This is a genomic window from Oligoflexus sp. (genome assembly GCF_035712445.1).
In the GTDB taxonomy this organism is placed as follows: Bacteria; Bdellovibrionota_B; Oligoflexia; order Oligoflexales; family Oligoflexaceae; genus Oligoflexus.
This window is the reverse complement of record NZ_DASTAT010000127.1, coordinates 1-25,530: the sequence shown is the minus strand read 5'-3', so window position 1 is coordinate 25,530 and position 25,530 is coordinate 1. Positions and strand designations below refer to the sequence as shown.

At 55.6% G+C, this 25,530-nt stretch carries 23 protein-coding genes; 15 read left to right on the top strand and 8 right to left on the bottom strand.

What is annotated here, in order from left to right:
* Nucleotides 1–49: 49 nt before the first annotated feature.
* Both VFO10_RS26960 and VFO10_RS26955 read left to right on the top strand, forming a co-directional pair.
* On the top strand, nt 50–1,339 hold the full coding sequence (locus VFO10_RS26960; protein WP_325145118.1) for an MFS transporter: 1,290 nt from the start codon (nt 50–52) through the stop codon (nt 1,337–1,339).
* A gap of 10 nt (nt 1,340–1,349) precedes the next feature.
* Nucleotides 1,350–4,028 (top strand): ATP-binding protein, encoded by a 2,679-nt coding sequence (locus tag VFO10_RS26955; RefSeq protein ID WP_325145117.1) that lies wholly within the window; start codon nt 1,350–1,352, stop codon nt 4,026–4,028.
* A 6-nt stretch (nt 4,029–4,034) separates the two neighbouring features.
* Here the strand turns inward: VFO10_RS26955 and VFO10_RS26950 are convergent, their stop codons facing one another.
* The gene (locus VFO10_RS26950) at nt 4,035–6,443 is read right to left on the bottom strand and encodes a S9 family peptidase (protein WP_325145116.1); all 2,409 of its coding nucleotides are present in this window, start codon (nt 6,441–6,443) and stop codon (nt 4,035–4,037) included.
* 126 nt (nt 6,444–6,569) lie between these two features.
* Here VFO10_RS26950 and VFO10_RS26945 point away from each other — a divergent pair, with 126 nt between their 5' ends.
* The 7 genes from VFO10_RS26945 to cobS are packed head-to-tail and all read left to right on the top strand — an operon-like array spanning nt 6,570 to nt 13,250.
* Nucleotides 6,570–7,289, top strand: coding sequence for an adenosylcobinamide amidohydrolase (locus VFO10_RS26945; RefSeq protein WP_325145115.1), 720 nt, complete (start codon nt 6,570–6,572; stop codon nt 7,287–7,289).
* Between the two features lie 21 nt (nt 7,290–7,310).
* Complete coding sequence (gene cobU / locus VFO10_RS26940) at nt 7,311–7,916, top strand: bifunctional adenosylcobinamide kinase/adenosylcobinamide-phosphate guanylyltransferase (RefSeq protein ID WP_325145114.1); 606 nt, start codon at nt 7,311–7,313, stop codon at nt 7,914–7,916.
* A complete protein-coding gene (gene cbiB, locus VFO10_RS26935; RefSeq protein ID WP_325145113.1) occupies nt 7,909–8,871 on the top strand; it encodes an adenosylcobinamide-phosphate synthase CbiB in 963 nt (320 codons plus the stop codon). The genes cobU and cbiB overlap by 8 nt, the downstream gene beginning before the upstream one ends.
* Nucleotides 8,872–8,880: 9 nt before the next feature.
* Complete coding sequence (locus VFO10_RS26930) at nt 8,881–9,939, top strand: histidinol-phosphate transaminase (protein ID WP_325145112.1); 1,059 nt, start codon at nt 8,881–8,883, stop codon at nt 9,937–9,939.
* Complete coding sequence (locus VFO10_RS26925; RefSeq protein WP_325145111.1) at nt 9,927–11,471, top strand: cobyric acid synthase; 1,545 nt, start codon at nt 9,927–9,929, stop codon at nt 11,469–11,471. The genes VFO10_RS26930 and VFO10_RS26925 overlap by 13 nt, the downstream gene beginning before the upstream one ends.
* Nucleotides 11,461–12,498: a nicotinate-nucleotide--dimethylbenzimidazole phosphoribosyltransferase gene (cobT, locus tag VFO10_RS26920; protein ID WP_325145110.1), complete on the top strand. Its 1,038-nt coding sequence runs from the start codon at nt 11,461–11,463 to the stop codon at nt 12,496–12,498. The genes VFO10_RS26925 and cobT overlap by 11 nt, the downstream gene beginning before the upstream one ends.
* Nucleotides 12,495–13,250, top strand: coding sequence for an adenosylcobinamide-GDP ribazoletransferase (gene cobS / locus VFO10_RS26915; protein WP_325145109.1), 756 nt, complete (start codon nt 12,495–12,497; stop codon nt 13,248–13,250). The genes cobT and cobS overlap by 4 nt, the downstream gene beginning before the upstream one ends.
* Here cobS and VFO10_RS26910 read toward each other — a convergent pair.
* The 4 genes from VFO10_RS26910 to VFO10_RS26895 all read right to left on the bottom strand — a co-directional run bounded on the left by VFO10_RS26910 (nt 13,219) and on the right by VFO10_RS26895 (nt 16,750).
* Entirely contained in the window at nt 13,219–13,470 is a 252-nt protein-coding gene (locus VFO10_RS26910; protein ID WP_325145108.1) for a hypothetical protein, read from the bottom strand. The two genes, cobS and VFO10_RS26910, sit on opposite strands and share 32 nt — an antisense overlap.
* Before the next feature lie 96 nt (nt 13,471–13,566).
* Entirely contained in the window at nt 13,567–13,866 is a 300-nt protein-coding gene (locus VFO10_RS26905; RefSeq protein ID WP_325145107.1) for an RNA-binding protein, read from the bottom strand.
* A 215-nt stretch (nt 13,867–14,081) separates the two neighbouring features.
* Nucleotides 14,082–14,921 (bottom strand): hypothetical protein, encoded by an 840-nt coding sequence (locus VFO10_RS26900; RefSeq protein WP_325145106.1) that lies wholly within the window; start codon nt 14,919–14,921, stop codon nt 14,082–14,084.
* A 29-nt stretch (nt 14,922–14,950) separates the two neighbouring features.
* Complete coding sequence (locus VFO10_RS26895; protein WP_325145105.1) at nt 14,951–16,750, bottom strand: HEAT repeat domain-containing protein; 1,800 nt, start codon at nt 16,748–16,750, stop codon at nt 14,951–14,953.
* 214 nt (nt 16,751–16,964) lie between these two features.
* On the opposite strand from VFO10_RS26895, the gene VFO10_RS26890 reads away from it, so the two are divergent.
* The 5 genes from VFO10_RS26890 to cobC are packed head-to-tail and all read left to right on the top strand — an operon-like array spanning nt 16,965 to nt 21,277.
* On the top strand, nt 16,965–17,951 hold the full coding sequence (locus VFO10_RS26890; protein ID WP_325145104.1) for an ABC transporter ATP-binding protein: 987 nt from the start codon (nt 16,965–16,967) through the stop codon (nt 17,949–17,951).
* Nucleotides 17,948–18,754: an ABC transporter permease gene (locus VFO10_RS26885; protein WP_325145103.1), complete on the top strand. Its 807-nt coding sequence runs from the start codon at nt 17,948–17,950 to the stop codon at nt 18,752–18,754. Before VFO10_RS26890 ends, VFO10_RS26885 begins: the two co-directional genes overlap by 4 nt.
* Nucleotides 18,755–18,767: 13 nt before the next feature.
* Nucleotides 18,768–19,559, top strand: coding sequence for an ABC transporter permease (locus VFO10_RS26880; RefSeq protein WP_325145102.1), 792 nt, complete (start codon nt 18,768–18,770; stop codon nt 19,557–19,559).
* 31 nt (nt 19,560–19,590) lie between these two features.
* Nucleotides 19,591–20,745 (top strand): magnesium/cobalt transporter CorA, encoded by a 1,155-nt coding sequence (corA, locus tag VFO10_RS26875; RefSeq protein ID WP_325145101.1) that lies wholly within the window; start codon nt 19,591–19,593, stop codon nt 20,743–20,745.
* Nucleotides 20,735–21,277, top strand: coding sequence for an alpha-ribazole phosphatase family protein (gene cobC / locus VFO10_RS26870; protein ID WP_325145100.1), 543 nt, complete (start codon nt 20,735–20,737; stop codon nt 21,275–21,277). The genes corA and cobC overlap by 11 nt, the downstream gene beginning before the upstream one ends.
* Here the strand turns inward: cobC and VFO10_RS26865 are convergent.
* Nucleotides 21,274–22,038 carry a PilZ domain-containing protein gene (locus VFO10_RS26865; protein WP_325145099.1) on the bottom strand — a complete coding sequence of 255 codons (765 nt, stop codon included), beginning with the start codon at nt 22,036–22,038 and terminating at the stop codon, nt 21,274–21,276. The genes cobC and VFO10_RS26865 overlap by 4 nt on opposite strands.
* 113 nt (nt 22,039–22,151) lie before the next feature.
* Nucleotides 22,152–22,514 (bottom strand): Hpt domain-containing protein, encoded by a 363-nt coding sequence (locus VFO10_RS26860; RefSeq protein ID WP_325145098.1) that lies wholly within the window; start codon nt 22,512–22,514, stop codon nt 22,152–22,154.
* A gap of 184 nt (nt 22,515–22,698) precedes the next feature.
* Between VFO10_RS26860 and VFO10_RS26855 the strand changes: the two genes are divergently transcribed.
* On the top strand, nt 22,699–23,709 hold the full coding sequence (locus VFO10_RS26855) for a hypothetical protein (protein ID WP_325145097.1): 1,011 nt from the start codon (nt 22,699–22,701) through the stop codon (nt 23,707–23,709).
* 124 nt (nt 23,710–23,833) lie between these two features.
* Here the strand turns inward: VFO10_RS26855 and VFO10_RS26850 are convergent.
* The coding region (locus tag VFO10_RS26850) for an Hpt domain-containing protein (RefSeq protein WP_325145096.1) at nt 23,834–25,530 on the bottom strand (1,697 nt) is incomplete at its 5' end.

Genomic DNA, 25,530 nt, shown 5'->3' with positions numbered 1-25,530 from the left:
ACATCGCGGATAAATATTCTAAGATAGTAAGAAACAGGTTAGACACTCCATGCATGTCCGCTTCCCACAGCCGTATGATGCCGTGCCTCATTCCCTTCGCGCCAGCCTCTGGGATGTCGCATTCTATTCCCTTATGATTGGCCTTGGCGAAACCTATCTCAGTGCCTTTGTACTGACGATGGGTTTCAGCGAAAGAGCCTCGGGACTTCTGGTGACTCTGCCGATGCTCATCGGTTCGGTCGTCCAACTGGCCGCAGGTTTTTGCGCGCAGATTCTGCGTTCACAAAAAACCTGGGTGATGGTGAGCGCCAGCATTCAGGGAACAGCTCTCATCCTTCTGGGGCTTTTAAGCTGTGGACTGACCATCAGCCCCTGGCCCAAGGACACCAACGTCTTCCTTCTGATCAGCACCTACTGGGCCTTCGGTCTCGCAGCCGGCCCGAGCTGGAGCAGCTGGATCGGCTCCATCGTCCCGGATGATCGTCGCACACAATTTTTCGCATATCGAACCCGTATCGCGCAGTTTTTTACAGTCCTTGGTCTGCTGATTGCCGGCCTGGCTTTGGATAACAGGGAAAGTGCAAGCCAGAAACTTCCCATCTTCGCCCTGCTCTTTTTAGCCAGCGGTATCTGCCGCTACGTGTCGGTGAGCTTTCTGGCCAAACATCCCGAGAGTCTCGTACGGCCTTCGGTGGATGTGCGGGCGCTTTTCCGTCATCGCTTCTGGTCCTGGCTCACCGAAAAACGCACGCTCGTCATCATTGCCTTTCTTTTCCTGACGCAGATGGCGACCAACGTCTCGGGTCCTTTCTTCAATGCCTATATGCTGAAGCATCTCGCGCTGGATTATCACGACTATATGATCCTGATCAGCACAGCCTTCGTTGCCCGGGTCGTGGCCGGCGGTGTCTTTCAAAAACTGGCATCGAGCCTCGGACCCACAACGCTCACGCATCTGGGAGCGCTCTTGATAGTGCCGCTGCCGATCCTTTGGACGACGACGAATAACTTCGGCTGCCTCATCCTTTTTCAGGCCATGACAGGTTTCGCCTGGGGCTGTCATGAACTCGGTGTCACCCTTATGATGATGGACAAGCATTCTCATAAGGAAAGACACAGCCTTCTGACCATCACCCAGCTTTTGAATGCGACAGCGATGGTGATCGGATCCTGGGTGGGCTATCTCCTTCTGGGATCCGGTGTTCCCACGGCCACCGATTATGGTCGACTCTTTACGCTTTCCAGCATCCTGCGCTTTCTGCCCTTTCTTGTCCTGCCGCGACTCGGGGACAGCCGTCTGCGGGGCCTTCTTTTTCCATCCCGTCTGTTTTCAAGATAGGGGTTGATGCATGCGCTACCCGCTGCTTGCCTGGCTTTTTTTACAAGCTTCAACACTGTGCGCCGCCTTCGAGGATTTGCCGAATCTTCTGCAGCGCCGCGTGGAAATCTATGATGATCCCCGCGCTTTTCGTTTGGAAGCCGAGGCCACGCTGATTCACGTGAATCCCGGCCAGGATCCCGAATTCTGGACCGCCCTGCATACCCTGGCCGCCGAGGCCGCCTGGTTTCAGGAGCAGAGCGATATCGCACAAAACCATGTGAATGCCGCCTTGCCAAGGGCCCGGGACCTTGGATTCTTGAAGTATGAGGCGCTCCTGACCTATGTCCAGGGTGGGATTTTGGAATATGATGCGAAGGCCGAGGAGGCCGAGCTTCACTTTTTGAAATCCCTGGAGCTGGCCCGTAAAACCGCGGATGATGCTCTGATCGCTCATACCTCCAACGCCACGGGTTCTTTTTTTCATCGCATCGGCAAGCAGGAAAAAGCTGCGGCTCAATTCACCGTGGTCTTTCATCTCCTTTCCAAACTGCCCCAGGACGCCCATTACTACGATATGCTGTCCTGCATTGGTGCCCTTTATGCCCAGCTTATCGGCCCGCGGCGGGCGGAAGGCATAAGGATGCTGGAGGAGTCGCTTGAATATTCGCGGGCTCATCATCTGCGCTATGAAAGCTACTGGATCAGTCAGGTCTTTTTTTCAATTTATCGGGATAACAATGAGTCGGACAAGGTTGAGGCTATCCTGAATGAAAATCTGAAGCTGGCGCAGAGCCTTGATTATGAAAACTACATAGCCAGCACCTATATGGAACGCGGCCGCCTTCATCTGGATCAAAAGCGCTATGATGCAGCGGAAAAAGATTTGGAATTCGCCAGGGATTATTATCGCAAGGTCAATGTCAGCTTCTATGATATTTTGATTTTGAGCGATCTGGGAAAGGCTTATGTCCTGCAGAAAAAGTTTGATAAGATCCCCCCTTTGCTCAAGGACTTCGATGGGGCTTTGAAGGAAACCAGCAGCAAGGTTCAAAAGGAGCAGGTCTATTACATGCTGCAGGGCTACTATAAAGCCACCGGACAGAAGGATAAGGAACTGGAAATCCTGCGCGAACTTTTGGATTTGAATTTTGAAAATTCTTTGAAAAGGCGCAACGACGAAATCGGCCGACTGACACGCGACATGGAAGTGCAGCGGCAGCAGTTTCTGAATGAAAAGCTGACCACCGAGAATCAGATTCAGAATGCGGAAATTCAAAAGCGTGAGCGTCTGCAAAAGCTCACCTATGGTCTTCTTATGATGGGCGGACTGGCCTTAAGCGCATCGGGGATTGCCCTGCGGCGCGGGCGGCAGATCCGGCAGCAAAGAGCCAACCTGAAATTGATCCTGGATACGATCGAAGAAGGGATCCTGCGCTTTGGACCCGATTTCATCATCCAGGGTGAGTCCTCGCATTATGCCGGCGAACTCTTAGGTCATAGCGGATCTCTTGAAGGTCAAAGCATCTGGGATTTGCTTTTGGCCCGTGTGGACGGCAGTGCCGCCGATCAACCCGTCTGGCGCGAAAGTCTGCGCGCGATGTTTGGCGAGAAGGAGCTGGCCTGGGAGTTGAATGAAGGGAACCTGCCGCGCGAGCTGCGGTTCCGTTCGCGCATTCTTGCTTTGGAGTGGCAGGTGCTGCCCGATGCGGACGGTCTGACTCAAACGATGCTGCTGTTATTCCGGGATATCACGCGTCAGGTCGCGGCCCAGAAGGAGGCGGCGGTCGCGCAGGAACGCATCTCCCGCATGGCCGATCGCATTGATGCGATTGCCCGTGGGCGGCCGCAGCGGATTGCTCAGTTTCTGGTCGAGGCCGAGAAGACGATACTTCCGCTGCAGAAGACGATCAGCATGGAAGAGAATTATTCCGATATCAAGCGCATGCTGCATACCTTGAAAGGGGCTGCGCGAACCCTGGGGCTCAAGGACATCACCGGCATCGTCCATGGTTTTGAGGATCTTTTCAACGCGCATGAACTGGATCATGCCTCGTTTGCCAGCCATATGCAGGATCTTTTGGATAGTTTGAATGCCTACCGTGATCTGCTGCCACATTTGAATATGGTGCAGGATCAATCGGTGGCCAATCTTTGGGATATTACATCGAAGCTGATCCCCGAAGCGAGGCAGAGGCTGGCGGCCCGCTATCAAAAGCCGGCGCGATTCACCGTGCTTGATGGTTTTGCCGGCTGGGACAGGGTCGATACCCGCGCGGTGCATGACATGCTTCTGCACGCGATGACCAATAGCATAGATCATGGATTTCTGCTGCCGCATGCCCGGGGGGAAAGGCTTCAGGAAGCTCCGGCAGTCACGCTGGAAGCTCTGCAGGAGGAAGGCCAGCTTTTGATGACGCTGCGGGATAATGGGTTTGGAATCAACTGGAAAAAACTGGAGGACCTGGCGCGGGAGAAAAATTTCCAGCCTGCGCCGGGTCGTGAACTGACCGATCTTTTGTTTCAGGAAGGCACCAGCACAGCCGGACAGATTTCCACGACCTCAGGACGTGGCATGGGACTGGCGGCCGTCCTTGCGATTGCGAAAAAAGTCGGCGGTGATGTCAGCCTGCGTGACAACGATCAGGGCCGCGGCGCCTGCCTCTGCATGACCCTGCCCGTGCCCGCCGTGGCGGTGCCGGCTGCGTGATTCCATTCACAAGCGATCCGCCGTCGCCTTCACCGGCCCACAGTTCCGATTGAGCCAATCGAGACTTTCACTCTGCACCAGCTCCACATTCTCCGCCGCGCGGTAGGCATGGGATTCATAAGGCAGCATCACCAGCCGCGCGGTGCCGCCGACGCCTCGAATCGCCTGGAACATGCGTTCCGTTTGAATGGGCGAGGTGCCGGGGTTGTTATCATTCTTGCCGTGAATCAACAGCAAAGGCGTCTTGATTTTATCCGCCTCAGCAAAGGGCGAAACCATCATATAAAAATCCTTGGCCTCCCAGAACGTGCGACGCTCGGACTGGAATCCAAAGGGCGTCAGACTCCGATTATAAGCACCGCTGCGGGCAATGCCTGCACAGAATATCTGACTATGGGCCAGAAGATTCGCCGTCATGAAAGCCCCATAGCTATGACCACCGATAGCCACGCGATTGCGATCCACGACACCGCGCTGGTCCAGGGCATCAATCGCCGCTTCCGCGTTCGACACGATCTGCTGCACAAAGGTGTTGTTCACCGTTTCCTTGTCCCCCACGACCGGCATCGCGGCGTTGGTCAGAACCGCATAACCCTGCGTCACCAGCCATTCAACACCAATCGGCGAGGGTCGGCTGTAACGCTTATCCGAAACGCGCACCTGACCCGCGACGTCCTTCGAACGGAATTCCTCGGGATAGGCCCAGATCATCGCCGGCAGTTTGGTGCCAGGCACATAGTTATGCGGTAAATAAAGGGTTCCCGAAAGGGTGATGCCATCTTTCCTTTGATACACCAAAGGCTGTTTCTTCGCCTTGGTCATCGCCGGGACGTTGTCGGCAAACTGCGTGATGGCTTCGCTGCGGCCCGTCTTCAAATCATAAAGCCAAAGATTCGGCGGCATGTCCGCGGCCTGGCGGATCAGGGCCAGAGTCCCGGGCTGACGCTTCACCATGAACGAATATTCCGCGACGTAGGGAGCATCGGCAGGCGATTGGAAGAGGCGTTTCTTTTCCCGGCTCGTAATATCCATGCTGTCCAAAAAGGGCTGCTCGCCTTTGGGATTGCGTCCTTCTCCCGCCAGGAAGATGCGACCCTCGTCCATGACCACCCGAATATCTCCCGAGGCATCAGGAGCCTGAATGATGCGGCCAGGATTATTGTAAGCATCCGTCATCACATAATCGAGGAGACGCCGCTGCTCATTGGCCTTGAGATCCACAAAATCGACCCGGATCGTCTGCGTGTCCGGGTTCACATCCCGCACCAAAAGCTGATCCGGCCTTGGCATGAAGCTGATGCCAGCCGCACGTTCTTCGATTTTCAGCCGCTCCTGCGCCTTGCCAGTGAAGGGAAGATCCCAGGTCATGAGTCGATCACGAAAGGGCACTTTTTTCCGAGGATCGCCGTCATCCAGGGCCTCCCACCAGATAAGGCGGGCGGGATGATCGAGCTGCCAGCGAATATCCCGCGGACCCGTGCGCTCGCCTTCAGGAGGAACGGTTTCCGCCACGGGCATGTGCAAAACTTTTTGCAAGGCATTGGTCTTGAGGGACAGCACCTGCACATCGCGCGCGAAAAGCCCGGCCGGCACAGCCAGCGAGTAAGGCGCCGCAAAACTCTGAAGCAGAAGGTGCTCGCCATCCGGCGCCAGATCAAAGGACTGCAGAGGTAAAATAGGTCCCACTTTTTTCGTTTTCATACTGCGCGCCGTCACCGCCACCAGCTGCACATCGGCCACGCGTTGAAAGAGTTTCTGATCCTGAGCCGTGCGCAAAAGAAAGGCATAGGTCCGGGCCGGAACCCGTGCGCCTTCCGCTTCTTCAATCGTGGCGCCATCCAATTCAGAAGCCTTCAGCGCATCCTGAAAGCGGGCGCGGGTCGCGATGAAAACCGTCTGGCTATCCGCAGACCATTGAAAAGGATTTTCAACCAAGCTGTCATTCAAATAGTGTTTTTCCAGTTTCCGCGCAGCTCCGCTGCCGGTATCCGCCAGCCAGATTTCAACCCCGTCCTTCGCATCCAGACTCAATACGACCTGCCGACCATCGGGACTGAAACGCATGTTTTCCACATGCCGATCGCGCGGGACTTTGATGACGACGGTCTGCTTCGTTTCCAGGGAAAACATCGAAGGGTTGGTATAAATCGTCCGACGTTTCACCGCCCAAAGCTGCGGATCGATCTGAGCTCCACCCAAACCCAAAGCCGGTGCGGCCAGAAATTCCAGGGGAACCACAGGATCACGCTGCAGATACAGGACCTTGGTTCCCGTGGGATCGGGGGTGCTCAGCGGCTGAAGAGGCGCCTTTATCATGTCACGGAGGGTCGTGGGAATGGCCGGTGCGGATTTCGGGCCGGCAACAGCGGCTGTTTGCGCCAGAAAAAAACCCAGCATACAGAGCTTGCGGATCATGGCATATCCTTTTGATTCAATCCATTCATCGGTTCTGCCTCGTTGGTAGCGCCTCGGCACGATTTCGGCAAGCTCAACCCGTTTTGCGATCGAGAATTCTTGAGTCCCGTGCTAGAGAACACCGGTATGAAACGAGACTCTTCCATCATGATCCTTCGTGCGCCGGGTGAAACGCAGCCTTTTCTGCTGTGGACCCTGCCTGAAAAGATGAAGACCCTGAGCTGGGCCCTTCAAGGCGGCGGATGGCGTCATGCGCAATCGATAGCGTGGGTGCAGGTTGGCCCTTATGATCTTACCCGCGAGGTCTGCCCCCAGGAATTTTTGCAAGAAAAATTGACCCGCATCGACGCCCAGGATGCTCTTGGTTTTATGACCAGTGCCAGAATCGAACAGTACACGCAGTGCAAGCTTACGGTCGGCGGCGTCACGGCTCATGCGGTGGTGACGGTGGGACTGGGCAATGCCCTGCGGGCCGGTGATCCGAGTCGCATGACAAGCCGCGTGGGCACCATCAACTGCGCCTGCATCGTGGACGAGGCGCTGAGTCTGGAGGCCATGCTGGAAGCCATGGTCATTAGCGCGGAAGCCAAGACGGCCGCTGTTCTGGAAAGCGGCATTCGCAGCGTGATGACGGGCGAGCCCGCGACCGGGACAGGCACCGACTGCCATGCCATAGCCTGTCTCGATAGGGCGCTCGTGAATCCTTATGCAGGCAAGCATACAGCCGTTGGATCCGCCATTGGTGCTGCAGTCTTCACCGCCGTCGAGAAGGGTGTGCAGCGCTGGATGCAGCTGCATCCCGATCATCCGCTGGTGCTTGACAGGGTCCAAGCGGCAATGAAATAACCTTAGCCCATAGGATGAAATATGAAGGTGCCGGCTTTGTTTGCTGATGATCCCCCAGTCTTATCTCTGCCTTGCCAATCCCGACTGGATTTGATCAGCGGCGGCGCCCGCTCCGGCAAAAGTCGATTCGCGGTCGCGACAGCGCTTAAATGCGGTAAAAATAGGCTTTTCGTGGCCACAGCCCAGGCCTGGGACGCGGAAATGCAGGAACGCATTCGACTGCATCAGGAGGAAAGGCGCGAGGATTTCCAAACTCTCGATGCGCCCTTCGGTTTGCATCAGCATCTGCGGCTCCAACCCTTCTTTGATGTCATCCTCATCGATTGTCTGACGCTTTGGATCAGTAATCTCATGATGCAGGAGAAGGACGACGCCACCATTCGCCAGGAAATTCATCTGGGCCTTCAGACAGCGATGACCAAGGCGCCGCGGGTTCTCCTCGTCAGCAATGAAGTCGGTTTTGGAATCGTGCCGGATAATGCGATGGCCCGACGCTTCCGTGATCTGAACGGACGCCTGCAGCAGGACATCGCAGCTGTCGCGCATGAAGTGCATCTGGCCGCGATGGGCGTGATACTGCCGATGAAAAAACTGGTCCGACTCGCGAACGAGGCGGACCATGCCTAGCCCCCTGATCCTTGCTCTGGCGTGGATACTTGCCCTCGCCTTGGATCTTTTGGTCGGCGAGTATCCCAACCGTTTCCATCCGGTGGTCTGGATAGGCCGTACGATAAGCTGGGGCGAAAGGATTTTTTTGGGTCGCGGGGCGCGCTTCGAATTCATGGGCGGGCTGCTCCTTACCCTCACGATTCCCGCATTTTTTGCAGGCGCGGCTTATTTCACGATTCAAGCTGCGGAAGCCTTGCCGATCCCGCAGCTTTTCATCACAACCTTCTGGCTCAAGGCGAGCTTTGCCTGGAAAGCTCTGGGTGGTGCCGCGGAGAATGTGCATAAGCATCTGGAGCAGGGCAATGTGGATGCCGCTCGTTTTGAGCTGCGGGCTCTTTGCAGCCGGAATGCGAGTCAACTCAATGAAGAGGAGCTGACCGAAGCCGCCATCAGTTCCCTGGCCGAAAATTTATCGGATAGCGTGATCGCACCCTGGTTTTTCGCTGTGTTCTTCGGAGTGCCGGGGGCGGTTTTTTATCGGGCCGTGAATACCATGGACGCCATGATCGGCTACAAGAATCATTATAAGAATCTGGGCTGCGTCGCCGCCCGCACGGATGATGTCTTGAATTATATACCGGCGCGTATCACCGTTCTCTTTCTTCTCGCCGCGCGCAGCATCAATGGCCGCATTCAAAACCTCGACACGCCCAGGGCTGCGTTCGCATGGTCGGTCGCGCGTCGGGATCATGCGCTGACGCCGAGTCCCAATGGAGGCTGGCCCATGGCAACGATGGCGGGAATGCTCGGCATCCAGCTGCGGAAGACCTCGGTCTATACTCTCGGTCAGCGTTTAAGACCCAGCACGCTGCCTTTGATTCATGAGGCCTGGCGTTTTGCAGAAGGGGCGGCGGCCTTGGCCTGGCCTTTTTTTATGGCCGCTGCGCTGCTGATGGCTGGACTATGGGCATAAGGGGGACACATGGAGCCTAGGATATGGAAGCACGGAGGCCTGACTCCGGACGGCGCTTTGCCCGATCCTTCCGTTTTGGATCTGAGTGTGAATATCAATCCCTACGGTCCCGATCCGGACCTTGTCACCTTTCTCGCGCGTCAGGCCTTTGATCAGTATCCTGATCCCGAGCAGAAGGAATTGCGCGAGGGCCTCGCTGCTCTTGCGGGCCGCACTGCCGCAGAAATTCTGGTGGGCAATGGCTGCAATGAACTCTTTTGGGCGACGGCGCGGGCTTTTTTAAAGCCCGGTTTGAAATGGATCGCCGTGGAACCCAATTATTCAGAGTTCACGCGCGCGGCTTTGCGAACAGGCGCGGAACGGATTGTTTTCCGCGCCGAAGAAAAAAATCAATTCCAATGGACCTTGGATGAATTGAAAGACGCTCTGGAGGCGCATAATCCTGTGCTTATACTCCTGAGCAACCCCTGCAGCCCGACCGGCTTCTTTCAGGATATGAGCGGTCTCAGTCGGCTTGCGTCCCATTATCCTCGGACGCTTTTTTGCTTGGATCATTCTTTTTTGAGCCTCAGTCCTCACTGGCGTTCGGCCAGTCTTTTGGAATGGCCGCCGAATGCTTTGCGCTTTCATTCCTTGACCAAGGATTTTTCCATAGCCGGTCTGCGCCTTGGTTATATGGAGGCGCATCCCTATCTTCTGCGGGAGATCGCTCAGGAAATCCCCACCTGGTCAGTCAATAGCCTGGCCCAGGCGGCTGGACTTTGGATCGTCGAGCATCATGAGAAGCTGACCCGCAGCCGTGAGCTGCTGCTGAACGATCATCAGCTTTTGGAGGCAGGGCTTCAGGCCCGTTCCATCCCTTATGTGCCCTCGCAAACGATATTCACTCTGCTGAAACCCCAAAACGTCGACCCTCTGATCGCACGGCTTTGGAGTGAGCATCGCATTTTAGTCCGCAGCTGCGCATCCTATGATTTACCCGCTTGGATTCGTGTGGCGGCGCGGCCGCAGGCCGAGCTGCAGCGTTTTTGGAAAGCCCTCGACGAGGAGTTATCATGCCCCGCCTAAGTCCTGTCCTTATGGTTCAAGGAACCAGCTCCAACGTGGGCAAGAGTCTGATCGCCACCGCGCTCTGCCGCTGGTTTGCTCAGCGCGGTTTCAAGGTCGCGCCTTTTAAAGCGCAGAACATGGCCCTGAATGCCGGCGTCACGCGTGATGGAGGCGAGATCGGACGGGCGCAGCTGATTCAAGCCGAGGCCGCAGGCGTGGAAGCCACGGTGCATATGAATCCCCTTTTATTGAAGCCCGAGGGTGATCGTCACTCGCAGCTGGTCGTGCTGGGGCGCCCGGCCGGACGCTATCACTTTGGAAGTTATCATGAAGCGAAGCCGCGGCTCCGTGAAATTATTCTGAAGAGCCTTGAGCAACTGAGACGAACTCATGATGTCGTCATCGTGGAAGGCGCCGGCAGTCCCGCGGAAGTCAATCTGAAAGCCAATGACATTGTGAATATGTTCGTTGCGAAGAGCGTTCAGGCTCCTGTGATCCTGGTCGGCGACATTGATCGCGGCGGTGTTTTTGCCTCGCTCCTGGGCACCGTGGACCTTTTGGATCCGGATGAGCGGGAGCTGGTGGCCGGCTTTGTGATCAATAAATTTCGGGGCGATCCCGCGCTCTTCGTCGATGGCATCCGCTTTATCGAAGAACGCAGTCAAAAGCCTGTGTTCGGTGTTTTGCCTTACATGCGGCATCACGGAGTGGCCGAAGAGGATTCACTCGGGCTGGATACGCGGCCGGATCGTTTGCGTCGTGATCCCCTTGGCATTGATATCGCCGTGATCCGTTTGCCGCGAATTTCCAACTATGATGAATTCGCGAAGCTTGAAGAAGAGCAGCATTGCCATGTGGCCTATGTCACGGACCCGCGTGAAATCCGGGATGCCGACCTTGTGATCATACCCGGTTCGAAAGCCACCATCAATGATCTGCGCTGGTTGCGGGAACGCGGCTTCGATGAGGCTTTAAAACAGCGCCTGGCGGATCATAAACCGATGCTGGCCGTCTGTGGCGGTTATCAGATGATGGGCCTTCATGTCGATGATCCCGAGCAGGTGGAAGCGGACGTCACCCGCGTCGAGGCCCTCGGTCTTCTGCCGGTGCACACGCATTTTACGGCGGAAAAGATCACGCGGCAGAGGTCGATGCAGTTCATCAAAGCGCCTCATTGGATGCCGAATATGAGCGGCACGCCCGTCGAAGGTTACGAGATTCATATGGGGCAGGTGACGCTGCCATCCGACTCGGAACCAGGCGGGAAAGCTCTTTATGATGCCGAGGATGGCAGTGTCGATGGCTGGCTGCATGCGAACGGAAACTTCCTGGGAACCCTGATTCATGGGCTCTTCGATAACACCCATCTGCGCCTTGCGACCATCAATGCCCTCAGGCGGGTCAAGGGTTTATCACCGATCAAACACAGCCAGGCGCGGGCCCAGCAGAAGGCCTTTGATGAACTGGCGGCGACCTGGGATCAGCACATTGATATGAACGCCATCCTGAAACTCCTTCATTTGCCGGCAAGGAAAGACCATGCACTTTAATATCAGCGCTCCCGATCTTAATTTTGTGCCCACGCTGCAGGCGGAGCTGGATCAGAAGACCAAGCCGCTTCATTCGTTGGGTCGCCTTGAATCCTTGGCTCTGCAGATCGGCCTTGTGCAGAAGACTTTGAAGCCACGCATTGAAAGACCGAGCCTGCTCGTCTTTGCGGCTGATCACGGCATCGCCAGGGCAGGCGTCAGTCCCTATCCGCAAAGCGTGACCGGAGCCATGGTGCGGAATTTTTCGCAAGGCGGGGCCGCGATCAATGTTCTGACGCGTGAGCTGGGTTGGGATCTGCACCTGATCAATGCAGGAACTTTGGAGCCAACACCGTGGCCCTCTGTTCAGGATCGCCGGCTGGGGCCCGGGACCCGGAACATGTTGAACGAAGCCGCGATGTCTGCCGAAGAGCTGGAACAAGCTCTGAAGGCCGGGGCCGACTCTGTACGCGCGCTCAAAGCAGATGGCTGCAATACGGTGGCGTTTGGGGAAATGGGCATAGGCAATTCTTCATCTGCGGCTCTTTTGATTCATTGTCTCTGTGATATTCCTTTGCAGGATGCTGTGAGTCGTGGCGCCGGCTGTGATGATGAGCAGCTGCGGAATAAAAAGGGGTGTCTGGAGCAGGTTCTGAGCAAGCATGGGCGCATCAAAGATCCCATGGAGGCGCTGCGCGTATTCGGTGGATTTGAACTGGCTATGATCGCAGGCGCGACCCTGGCCGCAGCGGAAGAAAGAATGCTGATCCTGGTTGATGGACTCATTGCAAGCGCAGCCGTTCTTGTCGCGGTGAAATTCTGTCCCGAGGTCAAAACCTATTTGATTTTTGCGCATCGTTCCGCGGCCGCTGGCCACGCAGCACTTCTGCAGCATCTTGAAGTCGCACCGCTCCTTGATCTTCAGATGCGCCTGGGCGAGGGCACCGGAGCCGCCCTGGCTTTGCCGCTGCTTCGATCCGCGGCTGCCATTCTTTCGGAAATGGCCACCTTTGCCAGTGCGGAAGTCGCGGGACCTGGGCCCTCATGAAAGCCATTCAAAGCTTTCTTGCGGCCATCGTGTGCTTCACCCGCATTCCCATACCCTGGACTTTGCCGGCAGATGCCTTCACCCGGGCCAGTCTGCAGCTTCCTCTTTTGGGTTGGTGCATCGGCGGCCTGCAGTATGGAATATTCCTGCTGGCCTCACGCGTCATGAGCGTCGAGCTCGCCCTTTTCTGGGCTCTGATTTTTCCCTGTCTTTTATCGGGCGGTATGCATGAGGATGGCCTTGCGGATTTTGCGGATGGAATGCTAGGGGGACAAACGGCGAGCCGCCGCCTGGAAATCATGAAGGATCCAAGGGTCGGAAGTTATGGAGTGCTGGCCTTGATACTGGTCCTGGGCGGAAGTTTTCTCGCCTTGAAGGAAACAGCCCTGAACCAAAAGGCGACCGCCCTGCTTTTAAGCACCATTCTGAGCCGCAGCATCGTGATTCCTTTGCTCGGCTCTCTGCCCTATTTGAATCACGCAGGCAGCCGATCCGAGGGATTCATCCCACAGTCCTTCCGGGGCTGGCGGGTCCTTCTTCCGTTATGGCCGCTGCTGCTGACAGCCTGGCTTCTGCCTGATGCCCGGCTCGTCCTGTTTTTTCTTGTCTTCATTCTGATTTTTGTCGCCATCAGATACTATCTGCAGAAAAAATTGGAGGGCTTGACCGGGGATTGCCTGGGAGCGGCCATCAAACTCACGGAATTCAGCTGCTTCATGCTCAGTTGCATTCTCTGGCAAAGGTCTGCTTAAGTCCCTGGGTCAAACCAGGAATATGAGCCATGACGCGCAGCGCATAGGCCAGACTGCGGGAACCGCCTCTTTCACTCAGAAAGGTCTTCAGCATTTCCGCTTCGGTGAAAAAGCTTTCCGTCGTCGGATTCTTTTCCAAAAGTTCGGCGTCGCTTCGAAAAACCCGGCGCCATTTATCCATGAAATCCACGATTCTTCGGTCGGCAGCAAGATCAACCATTCCACTCTCCTCAGGGGATGCGATATTCAAAGGAAAAGACAGAAAAAAAAGACGCCTGAAGCGCCTTTTCTTTGGATTTCCTAATTCATCAGGAAATCAATAACCCTGACCATTCCGGCCCGACGAGCTGCTGTTATAGCTGCGGGGGACAGACGGTCTGGCTTCATTGACAGTCATGGGACGACCATCATAATTTCTGCCATTCAGCTTATCCATAGCCATGGCCGCGTCCTGGGCATCGATCATTTCGACAAAGCCGAAGCCTTTGCTACGACCTGTTTCACGATCCATGATGACCTTGGCCGATCCAACTTCTCCGTATTGATTGAACGCATCCATCAGCGTTGCATCATTAACGGAATAAGCGAGATTACCAACATATAAATTTTTGCCCATGGGGGGCCTCCAGAATGCATCGGCGGCTAAAGAGAAAACAAGCAGAATTACTTACAGGCTCGATAGAAGCGCAGGAATGCGATAACGGGACCTTAACACGCTCCCTTGCAAATAGATAGGCAATAACGGGAAGAAGGCAAGAATAAGTCGTAAGGCGACGCAACTTCTCAGCAATCATGTTCGCTTACGACTTTAAAATCGTTTCGCTTGGGCTCTTAATAAATCACCAGCTCGGGGATGGAAGCTTCAAACATGCTGCCTTGCAGAGCATATCCATCAAAACCAATCAGCTGGCGTTCCCAGCTGTGGACACCGCGGCGACGCGCGGCTTTGGTATCGGCATAAACATTCAGGCGACCATCCAGAGCGCGCAGCTCGTAAAGCCCCTGCACGGATCCTGTGAGTACCGCAGCCTGATCGCGCAGCACCACCTGAGTGGAAGCACCAAGGTTGATGTTGCCTCGGGCGAAGAGCAGCGTACCTTCCGCTCCCACATGCGCGAGCCAAAGGTCGATATCCGCCTGTGCATAACCGCTGGTATCAAGATGCGGCACCATGCGGGCCTGAAGCTGGGCGAGTTCAGCGGAAGCATTCAGATCCACGCCCGCATTCCCGCGCAAGCCCGCCGCAACCTTCACACCGATGGGACCGAGCTGAACGCGATAGGGGAATTCCACGTCCAACGCCGGCAGATTAAAGCTCTGCGCATAAGAGGGCTGGTTCACATTCATGGCTGGGCTCCAGACCTTCTGTCCCACCACGAAAACTCCAGCGCTCAGTTCCAGGGCCTGGCCTTGATGATTGCGGGTGCCGGCTTCGGTTCGCAAAAGCGGGATGCGTTTGTCGAGCAGATAGCCTTCCGCTTCCCCGCTCGCCTTCACTTCATTCACGATAGCCTGTGGGTTCTGCGCGCTCAGGCAAAGATCCGCGTTCAGACCAAACTGCGCGGTGCGGCGACTGCCCGTTTGCCAGCCCCAGTCGCGGCATTTTTCAGCGGCGGACATTTCGCTGGTCATCAGAACCAAAGCCCCTGCTGCCATCCAAAACTTTTGCATAACCAATCTCCCTTTGTTAAAAAACCGGATCAGGTTTCCACCGGATCCACCCAGTCTTTCTCGATTTGATTCCAGGCCGCTGCCAGGGCCGCACTCAGGCTCAGCCCGGAGCGTATTCGCTGAATCTTCGGCAGAAGATCGGCATCCAAATGCCTGGCCTCGTAAAGATTCTCCAAAGCCTGAAGCCGGATGCGATCATCCGAACGGCTGCTTAGAATGTGTAAAAGAAGGGGTATCGAAGCATTCGAAACCTGACGCTCGCGCAGACTCTGCAAAGCGCCGAGCGCCAATTCCGGCTCGGCATCAGCAGCCAGCTGCATAAGCAGCATTTCCGCGTCGGGCCTCAGCATAAAACGCAAAGCCTGCACAATGCGAATCCGCAGGACCGGCGAGGCCGATGGCAGCCACGAGCGTATCAAAGGGAAGAATTGATCCAGGCCGGCATTTCCCACCACATCCAATAAATGAAGGCGTTCGTCCTGGGTCCGCGCATTTTCCATACGGATCTGAATCTCGGCCACGAAATTCCCGTCCTGAAACCCATGCTTCAGATGCGTTCCCATGCCCAGCTCGGCGGCACTTTTCAGGTTCGCTTCATTGGCCTGCTTGCGCATGGTTTCCAAATACGTCCAGCTCTGCGCTGTGGGGACCGGAGCGAGGCCTATCATCGGCAAGGCTCGGCTCTGCCATTCCATTTCATTCTTATGCTCAAGCGCTTTTCTGACAAAAGCATTCAAAGCCGCGGCTTCTCCTGAATAGATCAAGGCGCCGGAAAGCGTGGCGAAGGCACTGCTCGCAGGATCCATATCGTTGAAATCATCCACGAGCTCATCAGCCAGTGAAGGCTCGTCACGCAGCGCCTTTTTCAGTTCCAGATACTCATCCTGACTCTCTTCATTGGCACCTCGCGCTGGATTCTGACCTTCCCGATCACGGAAGTGACGCCAGCGCTGCAGGATCCTGTCCTTGTCCGCGCTGCTCATGATCCGCGGGGCGGCTGCCGGACGATTGATCTCCGTGTCGGCCCAAAGATCCCGCAAAGCCCTGGCATCCGATACGCTGGTCCGCACCAGACGAACAGTGATATCCGTGCGCGCCACCAGATTTTGGTTCTGAAGGGAAACGCTCTGTTCATGGCCATCGAGCTGCAGGAGTCCCCATTCCATCGGTTCACTCACCTCACTCCGCGCCCCGACCTGGTACTGAAGCGACTGCGAAAGTCCTCTCGCCCCTTCATCCCCGGGCACTGGACCCGAGAATTTTTTCGTCCACTGCACCTGCCCCTTATCCATGACCCAGGCCAATTCAGGCGTGATGCGTCCTTCAATTCGCAGCTCATCAAAACTCCGATCGTCCGACCAGCGTGACTTTTGACCCAGATCCATGGGCAAAAAAAGACTGCGGGCAATGGCCAGCGCCGGGTCTTCCGTCGCGCGCTGCATGGCATCCTCTGAGGCCAGAAATTCACGGGAATAGTGAACCGTACGCGCGAGGCCGCGTTCACTCATGACGTTGACCCCGCCACAGAGCACAGATGTGAATTCAAAAAGAAAGTGCAGGGTCATGGCCCGCGGCCGGCCAAGGTGCATAAGCCCCCTGGATTCACAGGCGATCGTCAGACCCTGGCCTTTGCCGGCTGCAGAAGGCAAGGTCGGATTCAGATAGCTTTGGGATTCATAGGAAAATTCAAACGACCGAGCCGGAAAGTCTTCGCGCGGCTTGGCTTCGACGGATTTCACAGGCTTCATCGCTGACGGCAGCAGCAAGAGAGCCGCTCCAGCGAGCGCCGCCAGGATTCCAAGGCTAACAAGTATTCGACGAAGAGTCATGAAACCCTTGCCCACAAGTGATTTGAGTGTTGCTTCGGAATTAGCAAGTTTCCGCGAAGACTGCAAGTGAGGACAGCTCACTCTGATGACTCTGTCCCCAAATATTTTCAACAGAGTGACCAAACCATGTCACCCTGCCGCTTTCAGCAAGAGCAGTCAAAGCTCAAATTTTGGTGCTATGATGCGAGATACTCGAACAGCAGTGAGGATCGTCGTGATTCGGGTTCAAAACCTGTCGAAAACCTATCGCATTCATGAAAAAGACCCAGGGCTCATGGGTTCCATCAAAAGCCTCTTCCACCGGCGTTGGCTGGATCGGCATGCCCTTCGACCTATATCCTTTGAAGTGGCACCCGGTGAAATCGTCGGTTTGCTCGGGGCCAATGGGGCCGGGAAAACCACACTGATCAAGATGCTGGCCGGCATCATGCATCCCAGCTCCGGGACCGCTGACGTGCAGGGCTTTGTGCCCTGGCAGAGAAAAGCTCAGTTCAAGCACCAGATCGCCTTGATCCTGGGCCAGAAATCTCAGCTCTGGCCCGATCTGCCCGCGGCTGACAGTCTGCTCCTTTTGCAGGAAATCTATCGCATAGATCCGAAGGATTATCAGAAGCGTCTCGATTATTTCCTCGATACCCTGGATCTGCGCAAACTCCTGAAGACACAGATCCGCCGTCTGAGCCTTGGGGAGCGCATGAAATTCGAACTCATCGCCGCGCTGCTGCATCAGCCCAAAGTGATTTTTCTGGATGAACCGACCATCGGTCTGGATATCGGCTCCCAAAGAGCCATTCGCAACTTTTTGCACGAATACCGCCGCACCTTTCAACCGGCCATGATCCTGACCAGTCACTATATGGAGGATGTCACGGCCCTCTGCGAACGCCTTCTGATCCTGCGCGACGGCGAACTCGTTTTCTCCGGCCGCCTTACCGATATCACGAGCCGCTATGCGCAAACGCGAAAAATCAGGCTTGGCATCAAAGATGAAGCGATGAAAGCGGCCATCCTTCAGGTGTGCCCGCATGCGAAAGCGGAAGGCGAGGAAGCGAGTACTCTGGTCCTCTCCGTGCCCAAGGATGATGTCAGTGAAACCATTCTGAAGATACTGCGCGTGGCGCCGCTGGTCGATCTTGCGATCCAAGAGGATGACCTCGCCAGCATTATTGATGCGCTGCAAACAGCCAGGGAGCCGTCATGAAATGGTTCTGGCAGGTGATGAGCGGACAGATGCGCATGCGGCTCGCCTATCCTTGGGGATTTTGGATCAGCCTTTCGCTTGAGCTTTTCGTGGTGGCCTCGATCAACTGGTATCTCTGGAGCGCGGTTCTGGCCTCGCGCGGCGGTGAATCCTTCCCGGGTTTCACCCTGCGAACCCTTGTCCTCTATTCCATGATCACTTCGATTCTGCGCAAGGTGCAGATGAATTCCGATCAATTCGGAGGCATCGGGGATGATATCTATTCGGGAGCCTTGAACAAGTATCTCGTTTATCCCGTTTCCTACTTTGGCTTTCGCTATGCCATGCACCTGGGCGGATCCTTCGTCAGTTTCTGTCAGAGTTTCCTGGCCCTTCTCCTTTTCTGGGCGGTTTTCGCGCTTCAGGACATGCCCTGGCCCGGAGCCGCGAGCCTTGTTCAGTTTCTGGTGCTCGTGGTCTTTGGCATCACGATTCGTTTTCTGATCAACGCCTGCCTTCAGACTCTGGCGTTCTGGTTCGAACAGGTGTGGGCGCTGCTGGTCCTTTTGAATTTTCTGATCATGCTCCTCGGCGGGCAGTTGATTCCGATGGACCTTTATCCGGCCTGGGCTCGGGACATCCTGTTTTACACGCCCTTTCCCATACTCGCGGCGTGGCCTGCCGAGGCTTTGCTGGGCAAGATGTCCTGGATGAAATTCCTGCAGGGCTGCAGCATCGGTTGCCTTTGGATCGTGGTTTTCAATGTCCTCGCCCGCTTCAGCTTCAGCCGGGGCGTCCGCAATTATTCCGGCATCGGGGCCTGAAAGGAGCAAGTTTATGCTGTGGCGTTACCTGCGCATCTATATGAATTTTCTCCGCTTCGCCGCCTCACGGGCCATGCAGTTTCGGGCCGAGCTCCTGTTCCGCGTGATCATGGATGTGGTCTTTTACAGCATGTTCCTTGGGTTCTATGAGATCCTCTACAGCCACACGGAATTCATCGGTGTTTGGAATCGTTCGCAGGCCATGGTCTTTATCAGCGGTTTTCTGGTGGTGGACGCGCTGCAGATGACCTTCTTCGCGGACATGTATCACGCCTTTCAGCAGATGTATCGCCTGGGGGCTTTGGATCATTACCTGACCAAACCCATTTCATCCTGGTTTTTTGTGGGCTTTCGGCATATCAATTTCGGGTCGCTGATCAATGTGGGCATCGCCGTTTGCATTCTGATCTGGGCCCTTTCCCGTTATCCCGTCCCCCTTTCCTGGCAGGCCTATCTGATTTATGGGATCATGATCCTGACCGCCAGCTTTCTTTATTTCCTGGTGATCTTCGCCATGCTCATGAGCGTTTTTTGGACGGAGAGCACCGAGGGGCCCTTGTCCATTTATTTTGAAGGTGTAAACTTTGCAACAAGGCCGCATCATATTTTTCATGGCGTCATCAAAGGAGTCCTTTTGAGCATCGTTCCCTTTTCCGTGTTCGCCTCCATTCCGGCCCAGGCGCTCTTTGATGACGTGGGCTGGACCTCGGTCCTGCACATGCTCGCTGTCGTCATCGGTTTTTTCCTGCTGAACCGCTGGCTTTGGGAACGCGGACTCAGACGCTACGCCTCGGCCCAGGGCTGAAGCTTTCTGCACGATAAGGAGACAAGCACCCGTGCCTAACAAGTTACTGACCAAACGCCGGAACCGTTACAATATCTTCCACCGTCCGCCCCCAGGCAGCAGTCCGGGTACGGTCATTGACCCCATTGACCCGACCCCGACCCGCCTTGTGCTGATGGCCTATGATCAGGATAAGCTCGATGCCCGGAATCTGGATGATGTCCCCGGACTGGGTGAGCTGGTGAAACTGCACCAGGTGACCTGGATCAGCGTCATCGGCCTCGGGAATGTGCCTTTGATTCAAAAGCTCTGTCAGGAGCTCGGCATTCACCGTCTGACGGTGGAAGACATCATCAACCAGTATCAAAGGCCGAAGGTCGAGTACTTCGACACCTATAGCTTCATCACCGTGCACATTCCCCGTCTCGATGCGCGCAATGAGAGCGAGCATGTCAGCATCATAATAGGCCAGGGTTTTGTCGTCAGCTTTCAAAATTCGCCGATCGACTACATGGAATCCATCCGCAATCGCATCCAGAAAAAAGTGGGGCAGATTCGCTTCAAAGGCTGCGATTACCTTTGCTACGCGATCATTGATGCGGTGATCGACCTTTATTTCCCGATTGCCGAGTATTTTGCGCATAAGCTTGAACTGGCCGAGGAAGAGGTCGTGCATGCGCTGAAACCGGCTGCCATCCTTGATATCTATAATATCGGATCCCGCCTGAACTATTTCCACCGCATCCTCTGGAGTCACAAGGAGCTTCTCACCCAGCTGATCCGCGATCCTGAATCGCCGATCAATGAGGATGTGACTGTTTATATGCGGGACTGTTTTGATCATACGATTCAGATTCTCGACTTTTTGGAAAACCAAAAGGACAGTTCCAAGACGCTGATCAGTCTTCACCTCTCGCTCCAGACGCATCATTCCAACGAGGTGATGAAGTTTTTAACCATCATCACCGCAACCTTCATTCCCATGACTTTCATCACCGGCCTTTATGGAATGAATTTCAACCGGACCTCGAAGTGGAATATGCCGGAACTCGATTGGCTCTATGGCTATCCCTTTGCCCTTTGCCTCATGATCCTTTCCGCTGGCTCGCTCTGGCTGTATTTCTATCGTCGCCGCTGGTTCGCAGCCGCACCGGCCACGCGGGGTGAGCTGGAAAATGAGCAGAGAGGTGGCCTGGATGCCAGCTGATCGCAGACTCGTGGCACTGCGCCACACAGCGGTCGGCGTTGCCGCAGGAACCTGCTACGGGCAGCTCGATGTGCCTCTGGCATCCAGCTATCCCGAAGATCTCGGAACTGTAAGGCGGGCTCTCCCGGATCTGCCGTTTGCGCGCGTGATCAGCAGTCCCCTGCAGCGCTGCTATCAGCTGGCCACCGATCTAGGCCGCGGCTCTGTGGAAAAGGACGCGCGGCTTATGGAACTTTCCTTTGGTGATTGGGAAGGTCTTCTTTGGAATGAACTTCCCAGGGATATCAGCGAACACTGGACCGAGGACGTGGTGCACAGAGCCCCGCCCGCTGGAGAAAGCTTTTTACAGCTGATCCTGCGCGTGAAGGATTTCCTGCATGATCCGGGACTTTGGAATCAGGGAGGGCCCGTTCTGATCGTGACGCACGCGGGTGTGATCCGGGCCCTTTATCATATTCTGAACGGAGCCGACCGCACGGACTGTCTCCGCTGGCCGATTGCCTTCGGTGATCATCGCATCTGGGATCTTTAAAGAGTTTTATTGCTGGGTCGGAAAAGTTTGGAGAGTCCGCCTTCGATCAAAGCATCCAGACGATCCGTGCGTCCCACCTGTCTGAGACCGATCATAATGCAGAGCACATGGACCAGGATCTCGCGCTTGTCACGCGTTTTCAGCTCACGCTTCGGCATGCACGAGACGGTGATTCCACGCGAGGTGAAGACGGCGAAATCCTGCCGCAACCCATTCAGATAGAAAACATGGGCCTCGACCACTTCGCTCTGCCCATCCAAATGCAGATGGACTTCGATGGCTCCATTCACACCGCCATAGGAATGCCAGGCGGGATTCTGATAGATGTCACCGACGCTGCCCTTGGGCAAGGCTTTCAAAAGGATGCCGGCATCCATGAAATAAAGAAAGCGGGTCAGGAACTGCTCATCCAGGCTCTGCACGCGTTCAAAACTCAGACCGGCCATGCTCTTATCCAGAGCCACAACCTTCACCGGCATCTTATAGGATGAACCCATGATGGCGATGCCGGCCTGCACGACCTGGCCGCTTTTTAAAAGAGGTAGCAGAGACTCCAGATTTTCTCCGCGCACGCGCAGACCACCGTAGCTGATATTCAGGATGCGAAAGGTCTTATCCCCGAGGGTGACAAAGGCCAATTCATACGACGACACATCATGGCGATGATACTTGCGGCGATAGGCGGCTGTGGCCTTGGCGTGAATGTCACCCAGCTTGGGTCGGAAGAGATTCCGAACCACTGCGTGGCGAATTTTCTGCAAGATATTTCGTCGAAACGCCATCCATGCCTGCCAAAGTTCGTTCCGTGAACTACAGGGAAACTTCCCCGTTTGATCTTCGGCAGATCAGGACCAGGACTTGGGTCCAGTGGAAATCAGGGGATTGTTTTCAGGGCGTTACAGGTGTCCGAGAAGACCTCTGGCAGCCCTGCGATCAGGACATGGGTGTCCTCCCGCGCAGCATTCGCAGCACACAACTGCTCCAAAAGTCTGAGCTTTTGGGCCATCAGCGTGGCTCCCACATTCAGGCAGCTGCCCTTGAGCCGATGGGCGACGCGACGGACTGTTTCATTGTCGTCGAGTTCGGAAGCTGCAAACAGCTCGTCCAGAGACATCTGCCCGTGTTGTTCAAATATCTCAATAACTTGCTGAAGGAATGCACCAGATTTGGCGTAAACGCGCAAGCCTTCCAGTACGGAAGAATCGAGGACTTTGGTGGAGCCAGGTTCCTGCATCATTTTGGGCTTTCTCCGCAGCAAATTCGCGATCTTCTGCGTATATAATTTTCGACTGAATTTCAAGCTCTTATCACTGCCGTGCGTCGGACCTTCTCAGGTTCTCGACCATTCCTTCCGAGCTAACATAGGCCGTTTCTTTGTCGAAAGAACCCGGACAGCCCAATGGATCGAAGGACCGTTATCCATGCAAAACAACAAAATTCTCTTTTTCGACCCTCAACGCAAGAACCGGCGCGATGCCCTGCGCATCCTGACTGCCGCCGGCTGCGAGGTGGTGGCCCCCGAGTCCTTCAAAAAGCTTGAGGATGCGGTCATCGAGCATCAGTTCAATACCTACGCGTTGGACATGGAAGGTCATCAGCATCTGATCAGCCGTGGGATCGAGCTGGCGACCATTCCGACTATCGTGATGTCCCAGTCACCCCTGACCGAGATTTTTCCTTATTTATCAGATCTTCGCCATTTTACCAATTTTATTGCCAAGGGTCCGAAGAATGCTTTGAACAATAGCGACCTTCTGGGCACTATTGCCAAGATCATGCACAACGATATTTTCGGTTTGAAGAAATACCTGAACTGGGGCGCGCACACCTGGACCTTTCATATTCGCGATGCCGCCACGCGTCGGGAGTACATTGAATTCCTGAAAGAGTATGGCCGCAGCATGGGCCTGCGCAGCGCGATTATCAAGCATATGGAAGTCGTGGCGGAAGAGCTCCTGATGAATGCGATTTTCGATGCGCCGATCGATGCGCGTGGCAACCGTCTGCATAATCACAAGAAGCGCACCGAGGAAGTCATCCTGCCTGTGACCCAGGCCGCCCGTCTGGAATTCGGCAGTGACGGCCGCCGCATTGCGATCTCGGTGACCGATCCCTTCGGTTCCATCACGCGGGACCTTGTCCTGAAGTGCCTGACGCGCTGTTTTTCCATCAAGAGCACACCGGAATTCAACGAAGAAAGCGGCGGCGCCGGACTGGGCTTATTCTTCTGCTATAAGCATGTGGATAGTCTGATCATCAACGTCGATCCCTTGAAGCGCACCGAGTTTATCGGGCTCATCGACATCGAGCAGAGCGTGAAGGAAAGCAAGCTCGACTCGTCGCACACGGCTTTACATTTCTTCAACACGGATAATTATTCGCCGATGTTCCTGCAGTCGGGGCCGCGCAATCTTCGGAAGAAGACAGCTTAATCGGGCGACAGCGTAATCGGGCGACAGCGTAATCGGGCGACAGCTTAATCGGGCGACAGCGTAATCGAGCGACAGCGTAATCGGGCGACAGCGTAATCGAGCGACAGCGTAATCGGCCGGCAGGTCATGACGCCACCAGATGCATCCCGCGTTGCACAATCTTCTTCTGCAGCGGCAGGCGGATGCGAAGATGGAACTTGCGGTAGCCTTCAATCGTCCCTGGACCGTCCAGCACGACCTCGACATCACCGCCCAGGAGCTTCGCAAACGCGCGGACGGCCTCCATCCCGACTCCGCGGCCCGAGATCTCGGTGACGACCTGCGCGCTGGAAATGCCCGGCACAAAGATCGTATGAGCGATCTCATCTTCGCTGGCGTCGGCGGTGACAAGGTTCTTCTCCATTGCCTTGCGATGCAGAACAGGAAGGTTCAGCCCCTTGCCGCTGTCCGCATAAGTAATCTCGGTGTAGTCATCCGTATGCTCGATCGTCAGGATGATCTCGCCGTGATCTTCCGGCGTAAAGCCATGATCCAAACTGTTGCGGAAGGCGTGGACGAAGATATCCTCCAGCATTTCCGTCTGATCCGGCTCGACATAGAAATCCACACCCTTGATCAACACCATGGGCGGACGCTTGCCCAGCTGCTCAGCCAAGGGCTTGAGCGAGCTGATGATCGGCTGCAGGGCCTTATGAAAACTATTCACGTTCAGCTGATCCAGCCGGCTTAGGATCTCAGTGAATTCCCGCTGCAGATAAGCGCTCATCTGCTCGCGATGCTCCACCACCAGGGTCGAGAGCCGCACCAACGCCACCTCAAAGTCAGCGAAGGCGCCTCGCTTCAGCTTCTCGTCATGAATCATGACATAGAAGTTGAGCATCTCTTCAATCCCCTTCAGACCCTTCAGCGTAAATTCCCGCTCGGCCGGACCCAGCTGATTGCGATCGAAACTAAAAAGCCCGTTCTCCAGCTGATGCACCATCTTCGACATCTCATCAAGCCCATAGGTGCGGGCGTTGCCTTTGATGGTATGGGCATTGCGCAGGATCATGTTCCAATGATCCTTGACCTCGGCGCGCCCAAGGATCGTGTAGCAATCCTGCAGCAGGTGCCGCGTGGATTGTATAAAGCGCTTGAATTTCGAAGCCGGCAGCTCCAGGATGCGCCCCATGATTTCCAGCTCGCGCTGGCGGGCGGCGGCGATGGCTTCCGCTTTCTTGATTTCCGTGACATCGCGGATCGCCGTCAAAACCTTCTGGACCCTGTTTTCCGCGTCTTCAATCGGCGCCCATTCAATCTCAAGATCGCGATGGCTGCCGCCCTGCTTCAGCTGAACATGCCGGGGCAGGAGGTGGGAGTTGATTTCAAAGTTCATCGCGTCTTCGGATATGCAGGATTCCAGCACAGAATGCAGCATCTGGACCTTGTCCGCCGGCTGATCCGATTTGGCAAAGATCAGCTGAAAGAGCGACTGCCCCTCCAGATCCTTATGCTCCAGGATTCGCTCCAAATAGCTGGAATATTCCTTATGGATCGTTCCATCACCATCGACGGTGCAGATCCCCTGCTGGATATTGTGAAGCATGACGCTCATGTCCTTGGTCTGCTGCCGCAGCTCCTCAGTCCGTTCCTTGACCTGGGCTTCGAGCTGGGTATTCATCAGTTCGGTCACGCGGCGGGCCTCCACCTGGGCCTGCAGCGCCGCTTTCTGAGCCCTGCGGATCTTCTTGTTGATCTCATTGATCTTATCCGCTGCACCGACGGAAAGAAGGACGACCAAAAACGCCGTCGCGATCTCGATGCCGTTGATGGACAAAAAAC

Excerpts from the sequence above, each read along its gene's own strand:
- VFO10_RS26960 (WP_325145118.1), top strand. The coding sequence starts at position 50 with ATGCATGTCCGCTTCCCACAGCCGTATGATGCCGTGCCTCATTCCCTT.
- VFO10_RS26955 (WP_325145117.1), top strand. The coding sequence starts at position 1,350 with ATGCGCTACCCGCTGCTTGCCTGGCTTTTTTTACAAGCTTCAACACTG.
- VFO10_RS26950 (WP_325145116.1), bottom strand. The coding sequence starts at position 6,443 with ATGATCCGCAAGCTCTGTATGCTGGGTTTTTTTCTGGCGCAAACAGCC.
- VFO10_RS26945 (WP_325145115.1), top strand. The coding sequence starts at position 6,570 with ATGAAACGAGACTCTTCCATCATGATCCTTCGTGCGCCGGGTGAAACG.
- cobU (WP_325145114.1), top strand. The coding sequence starts at position 7,311 with ATGAAGGTGCCGGCTTTGTTTGCTGATGATCCCCCAGTCTTATCTCTG.
- cbiB (WP_325145113.1), top strand. The coding sequence starts at position 7,909 with ATGCCTAGCCCCCTGATCCTTGCTCTGGCGTGGATACTTGCCCTCGCC.
- VFO10_RS26930 (WP_325145112.1), top strand. The coding sequence starts at position 8,881 with ATGGAGCCTAGGATATGGAAGCACGGAGGCCTGACTCCGGACGGCGCT.
- VFO10_RS26925 (WP_325145111.1), top strand. The coding sequence starts at position 9,927 with ATGCCCCGCCTAAGTCCTGTCCTTATGGTTCAAGGAACCAGCTCCAAC.
- cobT (WP_325145110.1), top strand. The coding sequence starts at position 11,461 with ATGCACTTTAATATCAGCGCTCCCGATCTTAATTTTGTGCCCACGCTG.
- cobS (WP_325145109.1), top strand. The coding sequence starts at position 12,495 with ATGAAAGCCATTCAAAGCTTTCTTGCGGCCATCGTGTGCTTCACCCGC.
- VFO10_RS26910 (WP_325145108.1), bottom strand. The coding sequence starts at position 13,470 with ATGGTTGATCTTGCTGCCGACCGAAGAATCGTGGATTTCATGGATAAA.
- VFO10_RS26905 (WP_325145107.1), bottom strand. The coding sequence starts at position 13,866 with ATGGGCAAAAATTTATATGTTGGTAATCTCGCTTATTCCGTTAATGAT.
- VFO10_RS26900 (WP_325145106.1), bottom strand. The coding sequence starts at position 14,921 with ATGCAAAAGTTTTGGATGGCAGCAGGGGCTTTGGTTCTGATGACCAGC.
- VFO10_RS26895 (WP_325145105.1), bottom strand. The coding sequence starts at position 16,750 with ATGACTCTTCGTCGAATACTTGTTAGCCTTGGAATCCTGGCGGCGCTC.
- VFO10_RS26885 (WP_325145103.1), top strand. The coding sequence starts at position 17,948 with ATGAAATGGTTCTGGCAGGTGATGAGCGGACAGATGCGCATGCGGCTC.
- VFO10_RS26880 (WP_325145102.1), top strand. The coding sequence starts at position 18,768 with ATGCTGTGGCGTTACCTGCGCATCTATATGAATTTTCTCCGCTTCGCC.
- cobC (WP_325145100.1), top strand. The coding sequence starts at position 20,735 with ATGCCAGCTGATCGCAGACTCGTGGCACTGCGCCACACAGCGGTCGGC.
- VFO10_RS26860 (WP_325145098.1), bottom strand. The coding sequence starts at position 22,514 with ATGATGCAGGAACCTGGCTCCACCAAAGTCCTCGATTCTTCCGTACTG.
- VFO10_RS26855 (WP_325145097.1), top strand. The coding sequence starts at position 22,699 with ATGCAAAACAACAAAATTCTCTTTTTCGACCCTCAACGCAAGAACCGG.